Below are 14,371 nucleotides of genomic sequence, written 5' to 3' on the forward strand. Positions count from 1 at the left end.
AATAGCTTAACGGGAGGATATATGAACAACTTGATTTCACTCTGCATGATCGTAAAAGATGAGGAAAAGGTGATTTCCCGATGTTTAGATAGCGTGCAAGGGCTTGTTGATGAAATTATCATTATCGATACCGGTTCGGTTGATAATACAAAAACAATCGCTCGAAGATATACAAAGCACGTCTATGATTTCAAATGGGGCAACGATTTCTCTGCTGCCAGAAATGAATCATTACGTTATGCTACTGCAAAATGGATACTGGTACTAGATGCAGACGAGTATATTAACTCATCCGATATCGAGGGATTAAGAAACGCGCTACGATTAACCACGACTGACAAGGATTCGCTAAAATCATTCATGTTACCTATACACAATTTTACCGGGCGAACCGTCGATCCCTCTAGAATAATGATCTCGCAAGGTGCTCGTATTTTCGAAAATCATAAAGGGATGTACTATAGTAGTCCTATTCATGAGCAACTCACCTCAGATCACTACAAAATCACATTCCAGAACCTCCCTTATCCAGTCTATCATGACGGCTATACCGAAATACGGGTCAAGGGTCATAACAAGTCTGAGCGCAACTTGTCGATTCTAGAATCTATGAAAACCGAAGAAAAACTACAGGATCCTTACTTTTGTTTTATTTTGGGGAATGCCTATATCAGCGACAATCAACTCGAAAAAGCCGGCCAACTATATCGAGCATGTTTAGCATCCAGCACGCCAAATCATTCGTGGTATATCCATCTTCTAGATAACTTGATATCAACTGAATTAAAATTAGAAAATTATGTTGAAGCATACCAATTAATTCAGCAGGCTATACAACAATATCCAGGAATTTCCGACTATTATTGTCATCTTGGCCTTCTTTACGATCAATTCGGAATGTTCCAACAAGCGATCGGTTATTTTGAACAAGCTTTAAAGTGTGCTGAAACGGCTGTCCGTCAAAATCGTCCCTACTGGAATGTTCAACCGTCCTATGGCTCTACGGTACCGTTACAAATGTTGCTCAAGCTGCATAATCAATTGGGCCATAAGACCGATGCTGTTCGATATGGGGTTCAATTGCTTCAAATTCAGCCGAGAAACTACACTGTTCTACAACAAGTATGGGAACTGCTCATTCAGGCAGAGCAAGACAACGAGGCCATTATCCGATTGTTTCAAACGGTTTATCCGAATGCTTCAGCCATTGAATACATCGCCTTATTTCTCGTTGCCTTACGAACTGGCTCTAGATCACTGAGTTCATATTACTATCAGAAACTAACAATACAGGTTTCTCCTAGTGATGCTCTAACCTATCATTTATTGCAACATGAAGAGAAGCCGTTCAAACTATCGATAGATATGGAGCTAGATGCCTCTCCCGCTTTAATCGCTGCTGTTGTGTATAATGATCCAAATTATTTATCAGCTATAACCGATACTGAAGGCTGTGAGTCTGCTCGGGAACTCTGGACCTATCACTGCGATCTCCAAGCAAATCCGAATAGTTCCCCTCAATTAACGGACAGTGCATCGGATTTACTTGCTAAGACACTTCTCATTTTATTAAGTTATTCGTATAACGACATTTATCTTCACTGGCTTCAGTCGATGGCAACCGCAGATACAATTAATAAACTTGCTGATTTAATGTACGAACATGGATACTACGAACCTGCAATTGAATTATACGCGATTCTATTAGACAACGGAGTATTATCACCAAAAAGTATGATTAATATAGGGCAATGGCAGTTAGTAGGTAATAATGCGGATGATGGCTATTTATTCATTGATACTGCATTTGATCATGAAAAAGATTTATCCGTGATTGGGTGGGTCTTTAACTATTGTTCCAAAAAGCAATATGAGCAGTTTCTTGAGCGTTATCTAGATGCTTTCCCTCACCTAATTGAACTTCCATTCTTGACACAACCAACAAATAAATTATAACGACTAACAAAAGAAGATCGGATTGAGATTTAAATCTCAGTCCGATCTTCTTTATGTTGCTCGTAATTAATTATAAGTATAGGTTACTGTATTACTTTCTTGCATGTCTGGATTTACAACCTTCACTAAAACCTCACCAGTGTTGCCTGCTGGGACTGTGACTCGGAGTGTAGTCGTATTGGTGTATACAACAGTAGTCGCTTCTACAGATCCAAAATAAACTTTGGGTTTATTCTTGAAGTCTGTTCCATAAATATATATAGTACTACCTGCTTTACCTGATACAGAAGATAATCTTGTAATGACTGGAGCAGCTGCAACCGGAAGATCCGTATAAGTAAATGTAAAGCTAGCGGTCTGTCCATTTGACAAGGTTACAACCAATGGTACCTCTCCAACCGTTGAGCTAGCTGGTACTGTCACTCTTAGACTAGTTGCATTTACATAAGTAGTTGGAGCATCAACGCCATCAATACTTACGGTTGCCGACTTATCAAAGTTATTGCCGTTAACATAGATTGTCGCCCCACCTGCACGGCTTGCACTCGCAGGGGAAATGCTAGTGATCTCTGGTAGAATTGGCAAGTACTCAAATCCGCCTACCAAAGTTTCCGTTCCGCCATCTTTATTCGTAACCGTAACATCAACAAACCCTGTTGAGGTTGATGCTGGAACAACTATTCTAAGCTGATTCGAATTAATATAGGTTACACCAGCATTTACACCGCCTAGTGTTACTGTGACACCACCACTAAAGTTCTCCCCGTCGATATACGCGAAATATCCACCTTTGATAGAACCTTGATTTGGGGTAATAGCCGTAATGTTAGGGTCAGAGATAATCGGCATTGTATATTCATAGGCTTCTGGTAACACTGCAGTTTGTTGTTTATTCGCAACAATAACATCCACCTTACCTGCCGTTTCCACAGCTGGTACAGTTACGCGAAGTGTAGTTGAATTCACATAAATCGCATTGACACTATTTGCACCAAACGTAACTTTCGTCACGCCATTTACGAAATTGGTACCGTAAATATATACCGTATTTCCACCTGTTATCAAACCTGTGTTTGGTGTTACTGATGTGACCGTAGGCGTTGGATATACGACTTCGTTATAAGTATAGCTTTGTGGTAATGTGTATAGTTCCCCATCTGCAGTGCGAACAGAAACATCTACGGTACCTGGTTCATCAACTTCTGGAACCGTTGCTCTTAATTGAGTTGAAGATATATAAGTGGTCGTTGCATCTTTAGCACCAATAACCACTTTCATACCACTTTTAAAATTCTTACCGTTCACATAAATGGTATTTCCGCCTGTTACCAAGCCATTGTCAGGGGAAATCGATACAATTTCTGGATCTGTTGATGGAGGAGCATCGTAGGTGAATCCTTCCGGAACAGTTACAGTAGTCCCATCTGGATTCGTAAGCGTAACATCAACTGGACCTGCCTCATCGCCAATCGGTGATTTGACTGAGATTTGATCGCTCCCAGAATAATAGAAGAGTGGAGCCGCTTTGTCGCCGAACTTCACTGTCACACCCTTCATGAAATACTCTCCCTTAATCGAAACAATCGTTCCACCGGCAAGCGGACCATTAGCAGGAGTTATAGAAGTAACAATCGGATCAACCTTATATTGATATTGAGCTTTCGCTACTTGATTATCCGGGTTTGTTACACTTACCTCAACCATCCCTTGTTTTCCTGGAGGCACAGTTGCTGTAATTTCAGTACTGCTAACAAATGTTACATCCGTAGCAGCAGTTAAACCAAATTTAACTTTTGCTCCAGGCACGAAATTTTGGCCTGTAATTGTGACTGTCTCACCGCCGTCTGGATGTCCGAAGGGTTCTGTTATAGCGGTTATTACTGGAGCTGGCAATTTTACTGTAATATTGACACTTGGAATACTTTTTGTCCGATTAGCTCCTGCATAATCTTTGTAAGTGATGCTAGATGTACTTAGCGAAGCCGGGAAATTACCTGCTTTCGTTTTATCAACGGGACGAATTTTGTATTTGAAGGTTAGTGCACTATTTTTCAATTCGTTGAATTTCCATGTCAATGTGTTACCTGTAACTGTAGGTTTAGGAATATTATCCTCGTAAGATCCTGGTACAATCTCAAAATCGTTACCAACCGTGTCTGTCACAGTAACATCATAGGCGCTTGCCATACCAATTTCTTTAACGATGGCCGCATAAATTTGATCAAGACCCTGCGAACCAAGTACAAAGTAGTGATGCGTTGCAGTTGTAGCCATGTTTTTCATAAGGATGTTCGGAGCACTGGTTTCAGGATCTTCATTCGGATTCAGAAGAGCAATTGTATAGAATATAACACCTGCATCCTTTGCAGCTTGTGCTTTCTGTAGCGCATAGTCAAACGGATCCGTATTCGACGGCGACTCTGTTGCCGCTCCATCTGTCAACAATACAATTACCGGCTGAGCTTCTTCGCGGTGATCAGCCAGCAAGGCGGTCGCTGCATCAATCGCAGAACCTGTAGCGGTTCCTCCATTTGCATTAATTTTATCTATGTAGGATTTCACAGCATCTTTATCCACCGTGAAAGGGAACGAACTTGCGGTAGAAGCGAAATCAACAACCGCAACTCTATGTTTCGTCATATCCATGAGGTCAACGAACCCTTTAGCCGCTTCTTTCGCATTCTTCATTTTGTCTTCCCCATTATTAGGGCCATACGTTGGAGCCATGCTGCCTGATTTGTCAATAATCAGCACAACATCATTAGGCATGACCACATTCACAGGCGGAGTTCCTGTAATATTAAGCAAAATTTCCGTTTCCTCTTCTGTTGTAATCGTTTTTGGATTTGCTGTTTTGGTCACCGTGACATAGTCATTGACCGCTGCCTCCAGCTGTTGCGGAGCGGCGATGAATCCGTAAACCGCAAACCACACAGCGAAGATGCTTAAAAAGCATTTTTTTACCTTCCCCATAAGCCTTTCCTCCTCTTTATAAAAAAATAATAGCAACAGGTTGCTATTGTTGAAAAACCAAAGGTCATGTTTTCTTTATTGATGACTATCGATAAAGTACCCTACATGCTGCGTATATTCACCAAGGTAGGTATTTTTCGACTTTCGGCTCTCATTGATTCTCTTTAGCTCCATACTTGCTTCCTGTAATTTCTGCGCAAAAGCCTCATTATTCTTCATCTCTAAGTCAATGCATTCCTGTAGAATACTTCTATCTGACTCCGTATATGAGAAGTCTTTCACTTGAGATAATTGATCAATACGTTCCCTTAGCAGAGCTTGATTGTATTGAAGAGAAAGAAGCGTTTCGTAGTCCGCTTCATTCTCTAGATCCAAAGCACTAATCGCTCGAATTAAGTCCCTTAATTCCAGCAATAAATTTGTCACAGAGCTCGATGTCATTGGACTTTGACCTTCTCTCCATTCGAAGTTAACTTCAGTGCTTCAGCCCAAGTATCTCGAAGCTCGGTAAGTAGTTGGATGCTTTCCTCTGCTGCGTTCACGTCAAGCTTGACATTCGCTTCGAATAGTTTCTCATTGATATAGGTGTATAAGCTGTACAACTGCATCGATAGTTCATACTCCATATTCAGAGTCGCTTGAAGCTCATCAATGATGTTTTGGGCTTTAACAAAATTCAAATGTTTACCTTCCATATCATGACGTTCCATACTCTGAACAGCTAGCTTGATAAATTTAATACAACCGTTATAGAGCATTAATGTAAGTTGACCCGGCGACGAAGTTTGAATTTTCGTATGCAAATAGTTATTTTGTGCTTGTAAGTTAATTTTCATCACCTTTTTTCATCAATGATTGCCCCAACTGAAAGTTCCTTCAATTTCTCAACAAGGTCGATAAACTTCTCAGAAGGTATTTCGTGGATGACCTCTTTGTGCTTGTCCATAATTTGGACAATTAACTGATGAGTGCTGTCATGTATTTTGAGTTGAAATGAATGTTCGGTACCTTGAGCAGCCCGGTTTGCTTTCTCAATCGCATTTAATAGGGCTTGCTCACTAACCGACAAGATGGCGTTCTTGCTCTTTAACTTCAACTCTTGATATTCTCCACTAACCCGAATAATTGGTGCAGATTCTTTTCCCGTAGATGACTGAACCGGCTGCGTATGAGTTGTTATCTCCATTGCCTCACAGCCCTTCCTTTTATGCAAATTGTTGTGCTAACCAACTTGACATCGCATTGCTTTCTGTTAGCGCTTTTTCCATTGCAGCGAACATTTGATAGTAACGATCCTCACGCTTATTAAGCTGTTCGTTTTTGATTGCGACTTGTTTATCAATTTGGTTCATCTGAGAAACCAAGCCCAAGTTAGTTACATTACCACCGCTGATCTTTCTAGTTACCGAAGTGATCGCAGTGTTCATCGCATCATATGCACGTTGAAGTATACCCTTCCCCTGAGGATCAGAACCTTGCGCCGAGAAAAGCGAAATAACCGCTTCCGGATTCTTCTCTACCGCTTCCCGCAGTTTGTTTTCATCCAGGATTAGCTTACCATTCGTTGCTGCTGATGCACCAACAATGTATTTAGGTGTGGTTATTCCGATTTCACTCAATGTATCAAATTCAGGGTCAACACCGGATACGACCGCCGAAGTCAAACCTCTCAAATCATTTAACGCACTTTTCAAAACATCATCATTACGCAGGATACCGCTCTTTGCTTTGGTCTCCCAGTTTTTAATATCTGTTTCGCTTAATGCCGCCTTCTCATCCGAAGTAAGCGGTTGATAGTCCCGGTACACTTCCTCATTTAATGCTCCGCTGATGGAAGTCATCGTTTCATTATATTTGTTTACAAAATCTTTGACCTTGGCAATGATCTCATCCGTACTTAAACGTACCGTATTGCCATTTCCATCAGTCTTATTCCAACCACCAGAAAACCGTAATGTAGATAACGATTCGCGCAGGTTTGAGAACTGTAAATTCAAACTAGTGTATCTCTCAACCTTCCACTCCATCGTCTGCTTCTTCTGCAACAATTTGTCTACAGGAATTCGTTCAGCCTTCATGAGTTCTTTAATCATGGCGTCGGTATCAAGTCCCGATGCTATTCCAGTAAGGCGTATTGGCATTAGAATACCCCCCTCTTGTACAATGATTTGTCCTCTAACTGTATATATCGAATGTATATACTATAAAATTTAGATTAGCAAAAAAATATATCTGTCGTATGGGTTCAGCATTATAGAAAAAGAGGTCCACAATTCTCGTGGACCTCTTCTGGCTTCAAGCAAAATCTTAACGAAGCAATTGCAATACACCTTGCGGTGCTTGGTTTGCTTGTGCCAGCATTGCCGTGGAAGCTTGTTGCAGGATGTTGAATTTTGTAAACTTCATCATTTCTGCAGCCATATCCGTATCACGGATACGCGATTCAGCAGCTTGCAGGTTTTCGGCATTAACGCTTGTGTTGTTGTAAGCATGCTCCAGACGGTTTTGGTAAGCACCCAGCGTGGAACGAGCTGTGTTAACAGAAGTGATTGCAGCGTCAACTACACCACGCTCAGTTGCAGCAGTTGCTTGGTCGGTAATGTCACCAAACGCAAGTGCTGTAAGATCGATACCAGACAAATCAAGAACGATTGCGTCTGCGTCGCCGCCAGCGCTTTGGATCGTTACATTACCAGCAGAACCGTCAAGCAGCGTAATTCCGTTGAACGAGAAGTTCGTAGCAATACGGCTGATCTCATCGGACAATGCTTTGTACTCAAGTTGAATAGCTGCGATATCGTCGTCACTGTAAGTTCCGTTGGACGCTTGAGTCGTAAGTTCTTTCATACGAGTCAGCATGTCGGAAACTTCGTTCATCGCACCCTCAGCTGCTTGAACCATGGAGATACCGTCTTGCGTATTACGCATACCTTGATTCATGCCTTTGATTTGCGCACGCATTTTTTCGGAAATCGAAAGACCTGCAGCATCGTCAGCAGCACGGTTGATACGATAACCGGAAGACAATTTCTCAGAAGACTTCCCTTGTTGGATGTTGTTAAACGACAGGTTGCGGTGCGCGTTCATTGCGTTAAGATTGTGGTTGATAATCATTTGATTCTTCCTCCTTGAGTTTTAAAATTTCACATCCTTGTGAATTAGGCTTCGCGCCTCTATTTTTATATATCGGTTGTTTAATACGAGAGTTTATACCGAAATTAATATTTTTTGATTTTTTTAATAAGACTTAAGTCCTTATGTCCTCCACTAATTGCCTCTCTATTACTTGCTTGGACTTCCTCCAACAGTTCCTTTCTCATAATGGTAACATCGGCAGGGGCACTTATGCCTAATTTCACGCTGTCTCCATCGATGGAAACTACATAGATTTCGATGTCATTATTAATTTGGATGGTTTGTCCCCGTTTCCGCGTCAGCACAAGCATTTAATCACCCTGGCTTTCTTTATTGGTGTTCTTCATCAAAGGATGGTTCGTTCGATATAACGTTTGTTCATGAAAGACATATTGTATTCCACTTTGATGTTTAATGTTAATCAATAAGGGGGCCAATAAGTTAATTGTAGATAACTCCAAGTCCTCTTTAAGTGTGACAATATTAAGTACAAGTACATCTTCTTCTCTTTCGAGTTCTAATTTTCTCTTCGCTTGTTGATCCAGTGTCAACGTATATTCCTTATACCAGTGAAAAGGAGTTGTTGTTAGGAAAGAAATTTCTGGATTTTCGATACTATTCAAATAAGCAAATGGAGTATCATTAATGCTCTCTAATTGGAAGATGTCCAGATCTTCAAAGCCCAATATGTTCCCTTGAAAAGAAATTTGCATGTTGTTAAACTGAGTTAACATTTTAATTGCCCGCCTCCTATAAAAAAAACTACAGCTTTCAAAGCTATAGTTCTTATCTACGCATAAATATCGTAATTGCTGACCCACATCTGAATGGTGTTTTTGTTTTTTAAATAGATATTAACTGCACCAGGCTCTACCGAGATCTCCGGCTTATTAGGCGTATACTCAATATTCGGATGATGCGTGCTCCATTCCACATTCATTTGATCAGGTTCAAACTGAAGCCTCACATTATCGGCAGATGCCTCGCCCACATACTTGATCATCGTTTTTTCTTGCGTTCGATTAAGCATCATCTCGGCAATCGTATTTCTTTTAAATTTAGCTAATCGATTGCCTTCTTCAACGATATTCGACAAGTTCTCAAGAAACTGTCCTTGCATTTGATCTGTAACCATCTTGTACCATTCCAAGTGATTACCACTCCCTAAGGCGAGCCAAGCTTTGGAACTGTCGATTTTCAAGCCCCCGCGCGATTTGTGAATCTCCATTTCTGCGGGTGTGCTCTCGATTTGCAGGTCGCCAGGAGGAGACTCCATGAGTTGCTTGGCTTGACGTGTCTCAATTCCAATCGTCGCATAGGTTTGACGGATGGATAATCTTTGTAAATTCATCTCCTCCCCGACCTCCTCACCGAAATAATTAATAAGTTTATCTCAGATAATCCAAAAGACTTGTTTGCATAATTTTGGCACTCGTTGCCAAAGACGCCTGGTACACACTTTCATCTTGTTTTAATTTCATGATGACTTCTGCATAATCCGCGTCTTCTACCTTGGTTTGCATACTGGTCAGATTGATTTCCAAGTCATCCAACCGGTTGTTTATAAGTTCAACTCGATTAGACTTAGCGCCCACTTCGGAACGGGCTTCGCTAATTTTGGCCAATCTGTTCGAGAAGTTATCTAACTCCGCTTGTGCAGCAGCTTTGTCATTCGTAGTTAGAGCTGCTTGTACCCTTTTCAGAATGCCGAACAAGTTGTCTGGATCCGTGGGCTCTCCAAAAACAGCCTGGCCGGTGACATTAATATTTAAAGTAGCCACTTCGGAAAATTTGTAAGTAATCCCTGCAGGGTCTGTACCTTGTGTTTCCGCTATTGCCGCATCATAAGGTGCTTGGTCTGTTAATTGACCATTAAAAATATACTTATCATTAAACTTACTATTCCCTAGCGAAATCAATTGATCATAGATCTGCTTCAGTTCCACATTTACTGCGTCCAACGCTTCCTGAGGATTCGTACCATTTACTGCCTGCACTAATAACTCGTTAGCTCGAGCTGAGATATCATTAATTTGTCCAAGAACCGTATCGGTATAATCCAACCAAGATAATGCCGCATCCGCATTTTTTTGATATTGCTCATTAATCGAGAGCTCACTACGATACCGTAAGGAGTATGTAATTCCAACCGGATCATCAGAGGGTCGATTCAACTTCATACCTGTTGAGAGTATATTCTGACTTTTATCCATCCGCTGCAAATTGGAGTTAATATTTCTCATCATTTGCAGATTCATCATTCCGGGCGTCACACGTAATGCCATTGTTTAATCCCCCCTCTATCTACCTACAATCCCCATACTATTAATAACTTTATCCAGATTTTGGTCGATGGTCGTCATAAAACGAGAAGCTGCGCCATAGGCATGCTGTAGCTTAATAAGATTGGACATTTCTTCATCTAAGGACACCCCACTGACGGAAAGGCGTCTGGAATCAACTTGATCAACCAACAACTGGTTATTCTCCTGTTGTCTTAATGCTTCACGACTTTGCACACCTAACTGTCCAATCATCGCGCGGTAATAATCATCAACGGTCCCTTGAGTGATCCCGTTATTACTTGGAATAGGCTGAAAAGTAAACGGACGGTCTTTGAGTTGGGACATTAATAGCGCTAATGTATTGTTCCCTTTAACCACGGTATCTCCGGCCGCTCCAATTTCCACACGTAAAGATGAAGCGATTTTATTCGGGTCATCCGCGATGGCCTTATTCAAACTGAAGGATGCAGCAGTAATAGGTCCTCCGTCACTCGAACTAAAGAATTCTCCAGCTGTTTGTGCAGGAGTAGTGAATAGATATCCTAATTTATGAAGACCATTTATCCCCATTACCGTTACAGTAGTATCTGCAGTAAGAGTCCTACTCGCACCTGTATACAAAACTCCGTTTAGAATAGTGCCCTCAGGCAATACAGAGCCTGCCGGAATGGTAATACTAACCTCACCATTAGCCAAAGTATTGGCCATTTCATTTAGCTGATCGAGGTAATCCCGAACCAGGCTGTCTCTGGACTTGATGATGCCAAACATGGCACCGCTGTTTAGTGTATTGCCGGCATATGCAGTTTCTAGCGTTGCACCAGTAATTTCAACATTGTTATTTCCATTTACAAGTTCAAGTCCGCCAAATGTCACACTATAATAACCATTTTCATCTTCATTTACGGTAACGTTACCTAACTTAGACAACTCGTCAATCAATAAGTCTCGTTGGTCACGCAAATCATTGGCATTGTCTTTCAAACCTTCAATGCGCATGATCTCATAGTTAAGCTGTGCGACCTGGGCTGTAAGCGTGTTGATATGCTCAGCATTTACATTTAAGCTCCGAGTCAAGTCTTCCTGCATATCAGTTAGTTTCTTGCTGGTTTCGTTAAAAGCATCCGCTAAAGCTAATGCGTTTTCTCGAACGATTTTTCGGGAAGTCACATTTTCAGGATCTTTACTAAATTCAGACCAAGCTTTCCAAAAGTTATCGATAACCGTAGTTAGGCCAGATTCAGAAGGTTCATTAAATATTGTTTCCAATTTAGCCAATGTCTCAGCTTGAATCTCCCAATCCCCTAGTGATCGATTGGCATTCCAGTATTGCTCATCCAAGAATCGATCCCGAACCCGTTTAATATAACTAACTTCTACACCCGTACCGAGTTGCCCAGGCGCAACCGATTTAAACAACCCTGGCATTTCTAAAGGTCTAGAAGCAACCATACCTACAACTTGACGGGAATATCCTTGAGTGCTGGCATTCGCAATATTGTGACCGGCTGTATTCATACCAGCCATTTGAGTAAACAAGCTACGTTTTGCAGTTTCTATTCCATGAAAAGTAGATGGCATGTTTCCCCTCCTCGTTTAAAGCGTACCTAACCTATATAAATTTAAGCCTTTGCGTCGAAAAAATTATTCTTCGTGGGCTTAAGAGGTGCATTAGTTGGGTTCTGATATATTAAGTCGTCATCCACACCGACTAGTAAATTTAATGAAAAGTCTATAAAACTTAGAGATTGCTCAAGCAATTGTTGAGTGATTTGATTTTGTGTTTTTAATTCAGAGGCATTGTTTAACAATTGATCACGTATTTCCAGCAATTCAGCCTTCTCATCCGGATCAAAGACTAAGCGTGAAAGCTCAGAAACCGTTAGATTTAACTGAGATTTTATCCCTTTTTCTTTCAGATAGGCATTCATTGCTTCAACTCTTTGGTCCTCAGCCTCGTTTATCTGATTTAATACTCGCGTTTCCTCTGACATGCACTTTACTAATTCACTAGTGTTGTTATCAATAATTGCGCGCTGTTTATCTCTGCATACCGAAAGCATTCTCAGATATAAGTCATTCATTTTTTTTAGGGCAGAAATAATTCGTTTTACGCTCACCGTTATTCTCCTGACTTAAGATAGGATTTAAAATACGGCAATAACTTCTCGACAATCTTCTCGTTTTCCACATGATAATTGCCTGTCGAGACCGCTTCTTTTAATTTTTCAATCCGTTCAGCCCGCGCAGGGTCATTTACACGATTTTGTGCATCCAGCATCTCTTTGGCTTCGGTAGAAATTGAAATCTGATCTTGGGATTGCTTCTTTTTATTCAAATGAAGATCACGTAGTTCCTGATTACGCTGATAAGGATTTATCCCAACTACACGTCCAATATCATTTACTTTCATCTTGATTCACCATCCTTGTCAATAAACCATCGTTAATGACCATCAAAAAAGCCGATAATCTTTACTAAGTTTATCGGCGTTGGTTTAGGCTTTTTTAATAGCGAACGATTGGAGCTTAAAGAATATTATGCCAAAGAATCAGGGTTTTAGTCATTAAGGACTACGGAATTTGTCGATTGCATTGTAAGCCCCACTGCCGCGCTTATCGCCAAATTCCTGGCCATTCTGAGAGTCCTCTCTAGCTGCTGCAGCAAAACCACGTACAAGACGAGTGCGGCAAGAATCACACATATTTCCATCCCGAATTAATACACCACATACTTCGCAGGGATACATCATGTTCGGGTTATTTGCAACGGAAATGCGACCTTCTTTTATGAATTTAGTAATTTGACGAATAGAAACACCAGTTGCTTCATGAACTTCCTGGATTGTGGCCATTTTCTCTTCACGCAAATATTTCAGGCATTTTTCGTACTCTTCTTCAATTTCCTTGATACAAGAAGGACAAATATCTCTGAAATTATTGGCAAACAATCTCCCGCAGCGCGGACAATTCTCTAGATTGATCCCCATATGCTTCGACGTCCTTTCAAGAATCGCTTCGTTTGATGCTAGATTACCTCATTTATGGGGGGTTCGTCTATACATTTGATGAGAAGAATTAGGAAGTTTACATTTTCTAGGATCGAGCCCAAGTCAAACAATAAACTTCGGCGCGGCGACCTATGCGTCCACAAAGCTCATGAAGTACGCGGGAGCAAGCCTCAAGCGTGCTTCCTGTTGTATAGACGTCATCGACCAATAATATACGTACCGGCTCGGGCGACCGATCCGAAAGGATTTGGAAAAAAGGATCTGGCTTTGTATCATCATAAAAATGGGGTTTCCTCATGGAGACCTGCGGGTTGGCACACACGTCCCCTCCAATCACCCAACCCTGAGGCGCCGCCCAATAGGGGGATTTGGTGCGATTCAACTTCACTTCGTTTATCGCTGTTAATAGTTTGTCTGCGGCAAGCGCAGACGGGCGGAAAACATCATGCAGATCATGGAGACGCTCCCAGCGGGTTTTGAAGCTTTGTTTCTCAGTATGGCGGGAACGTTCCAGCAAATGCAGTAGAGGAATTCGGCCAGCAGTCGCAGCACCATAGGCCAGACGGGCGGCTTGATTGAATCCCCGTTCCTGCATGCGTTCGCTGCTGACTGGAACGGCGGTGACTGCATGGAAACGAAAAGAAGTTTCGCCGATTTTATTTTTGCTGATGACACCTGTTTCTTCTAGCTCCTTCACCATTTGCCGATAAGCCACCCCCGTCATCCGAGCTAGAATCGTGCCATAGGTTTCATTTCCACGGTATTTATATTGAGCAAGCCACTCGCGCATCATCGGGTTATAGGTAACAGCACTTCGATTCATCACGAAGCTACGGGGAGCTTGCCCCTTCCGGGTGCAATCCGGGCACCCCATCGACCGACCACAAATTTGGCAGCGCGGGCTTTTGATCCAAGGGATCGAGAGATAGCAGGATAAGCATATTTCCGGATAGCCCCGCACTCGCTCGGATATTGTCTTGCCGCACGTTAAGCAAGGAATGGAGGGAGGTGC

The 14,371-nt window shown here is 41.7% G+C and carries 16 protein-coding genes; 1 reads left to right on the forward strand and 15 read right to left on the reverse strand.

Annotated features, from left to right (window positions below):
* The first annotated feature begins 21 nt into the window (after positions 1-21).
* Positions 22-1,956 (forward strand): tetratricopeptide repeat-containing glycosyltransferase family 2 protein, encoded by a 1,935-nt coding sequence (locus C812_RS21645; RefSeq protein ID WP_016314125.1) that lies wholly within the window; start codon positions 22-24, stop codon positions 1,954-1,956.
* 66 nt (positions 1,957-2,022) lie between these two features.
* Here the strand turns inward: C812_RS21645 and C812_RS18245 are convergent, their stop codons facing one another.
* The 15 genes from C812_RS18245 to C812_RS22615 form a co-directional block, all read right to left on the reverse strand.
* Positions 2,023-4,929, reverse strand: coding sequence for an IPT/TIG domain-containing protein (locus C812_RS18245; RefSeq protein WP_016314126.1), 2,907 nt, complete (start codon positions 4,927-4,929; stop codon positions 2,023-2,025).
* Positions 4,930-5,004: 75 nt separating this feature from the next.
* Positions 5,005-5,355 (reverse strand): hypothetical protein, encoded by a 351-nt coding sequence (locus C812_RS18250; RefSeq protein ID WP_167669339.1) that lies wholly within the window; start codon positions 5,353-5,355, stop codon positions 5,005-5,007.
* 11 nt (positions 5,356-5,366) lie between these two features.
* Complete coding sequence (fliS, locus tag C812_RS18255; RefSeq protein WP_016314128.1) at positions 5,367-5,765, reverse strand: flagellar export chaperone FliS; 399 nt, start codon at positions 5,763-5,765, stop codon at positions 5,367-5,369.
* Complete coding sequence (locus tag C812_RS18260; protein WP_016314129.1) at positions 5,765-6,115, reverse strand: flagellar protein FlaG; 351 nt, start codon at positions 6,113-6,115, stop codon at positions 5,765-5,767. The genes fliS and C812_RS18260 overlap by 1 nt, the downstream gene beginning before the upstream one ends.
* Before the next feature lie 19 nt (positions 6,116-6,134).
* Entirely contained in the window at positions 6,135-7,070 is a 936-nt protein-coding gene (gene fliD, locus C812_RS18265; protein ID WP_016314130.1) for a flagellar filament capping protein FliD, read from the reverse strand.
* A 166-nt stretch (positions 7,071-7,236) separates the two neighbouring features.
* Positions 7,237-8,043, reverse strand: a complete 807-nt coding sequence (locus tag C812_RS18270; RefSeq protein WP_016314131.1) for a flagellin N-terminal helical domain-containing protein — start codon at positions 8,041-8,043, stop codon at positions 7,237-7,239.
* 104 nt (positions 8,044-8,147) lie between these two features.
* A complete protein-coding gene (csrA, locus tag C812_RS18275) occupies positions 8,148-8,375 on the reverse strand; it encodes a carbon storage regulator CsrA (RefSeq protein ID WP_016314132.1) in 228 nt (75 codons plus the stop codon).
* On the reverse strand, positions 8,376-8,798 hold the full coding sequence (gene fliW, locus C812_RS18280) for a flagellar assembly protein FliW (protein ID WP_016314133.1): 423 nt from the start codon (positions 8,796-8,798) through the stop codon (positions 8,376-8,378).
* Between the two features lie 56 nt (positions 8,799-8,854).
* Complete coding sequence (locus C812_RS18285; RefSeq protein WP_016314134.1) at positions 8,855-9,415, reverse strand: DUF6470 family protein; 561 nt, start codon at positions 9,413-9,415, stop codon at positions 8,855-8,857.
* A gap of 37 nt (positions 9,416-9,452) precedes the next feature.
* Positions 9,453-10,349 carry a flagellar hook-associated protein FlgL gene (flgL, locus tag C812_RS18290; protein ID WP_016314135.1) on the reverse strand — a complete coding sequence of 299 codons (897 nt, stop codon included), beginning with the start codon at positions 10,347-10,349 and terminating at the stop codon, positions 9,453-9,455.
* 15 nt (positions 10,350-10,364) lie between these two features.
* Entirely contained in the window at positions 10,365-11,930 is a 1,566-nt protein-coding gene (gene flgK / locus C812_RS18295) for a flagellar hook-associated protein FlgK (RefSeq protein ID WP_016314136.1), read from the reverse strand.
* A gap of 41 nt (positions 11,931-11,971) precedes the next feature.
* Positions 11,972-12,469 (reverse strand): flagellar protein FlgN, encoded by a 498-nt coding sequence (locus C812_RS18300; protein WP_016314137.1) that lies wholly within the window; start codon positions 12,467-12,469, stop codon positions 11,972-11,974.
* A gap of 2 nt (positions 12,470-12,471) precedes the next feature.
* Positions 12,472-12,762: a flagellar biosynthesis anti-sigma factor FlgM gene (flgM, locus tag C812_RS18305; RefSeq protein ID WP_016314138.1), complete on the reverse strand. Its 291-nt coding sequence runs from the start codon at positions 12,760-12,762 to the stop codon at positions 12,472-12,474.
* 153 nt (positions 12,763-12,915) lie between these two features.
* A complete protein-coding gene (locus tag C812_RS18310) occupies positions 12,916-13,332 on the reverse strand; it encodes a TIGR03826 family flagellar region protein (RefSeq protein WP_036626084.1) in 417 nt (138 codons plus the stop codon).
* Positions 13,333-13,444: 112 nt separating this feature from the next.
* Positions 13,445-14,182: a ComF family protein gene (locus tag C812_RS22615; protein ID WP_051135020.1), complete on the reverse strand. Its 738-nt coding sequence runs from the start codon at positions 14,180-14,182 to the stop codon at positions 13,445-13,447.
* Between the last annotated feature and the right edge of the window lie 189 nt (positions 14,183-14,371).

This window comes from Paenibacillus barengoltzii G22, assembly GCF_000403375.2.
Taxonomy (GTDB): Bacteria; Bacillota; Bacilli; order Paenibacillales; family Paenibacillaceae; genus Fontibacillus; species Fontibacillus barengoltzii.

Coding starts and splice junctions, on each gene's coding strand:
- C812_RS21645 (WP_016314125.1), top strand. CDS start 22: ATGAACAACTTGATTTCACTCTGCATGATCGTAAAAGATGAGGAAAAG.
- C812_RS18245 (WP_016314126.1), bottom strand. CDS start 4,929: ATGGGGAAGGTAAAAAAATGCTTTTTAAGCATCTTCGCTGTGTGGTTT.
- fliS (WP_016314128.1), bottom strand. CDS start 5,765: ATGAAAATTAACTTACAAGCACAAAATAACTATTTGCATACGAAAATT.
- C812_RS18260 (WP_016314129.1), bottom strand. CDS start 6,115: ATGGAGATAACAACTCATACGCAGCCGGTTCAGTCATCTACGGGAAAA.
- fliD (WP_016314130.1), bottom strand. CDS start 7,070: ATGCCAATACGCCTTACTGGAATAGCATCGGGACTTGATACCGACGCC.
- C812_RS18270 (WP_016314131.1), bottom strand. CDS start 8,043: ATGATTATCAACCACAATCTTAACGCAATGAACGCGCACCGCAACCTG.
- csrA (WP_016314132.1), bottom strand. CDS start 8,375: ATGCTTGTGCTGACGCGGAAACGGGGACAAACCATCCAAATTAATAAT.
- fliW (WP_016314133.1), bottom strand. CDS start 8,798: ATGTTAACTCAGTTTAACAACATGCAAATTTCTTTTCAAGGGAACATA.
- C812_RS18285 (WP_016314134.1), bottom strand. CDS start 9,415: ATGAATTTACAAAGATTATCCATCCGTCAAACCTATGCGACGATTGGA.
- flgL (WP_016314135.1), bottom strand. CDS start 10,349: ATGGCATTACGTGTGACGCCCGGAATGATGAATCTGCAAATGATGAGA.
- flgK (WP_016314136.1), bottom strand. CDS start 11,930: ATGCCATCTACTTTTCATGGAATAGAAACTGCAAAACGTAGCTTGTTT.
- flgM (WP_016314138.1), bottom strand. CDS start 12,762: ATGAAAGTAAATGATATTGGACGTGTAGTTGGGATAAATCCTTATCAG.
- C812_RS22615 (WP_051135020.1), bottom strand. CDS start 14,182: ATGAATCGAAGTGCTGTTACCTATAACCCGATGATGCGCGAGTGGCTT.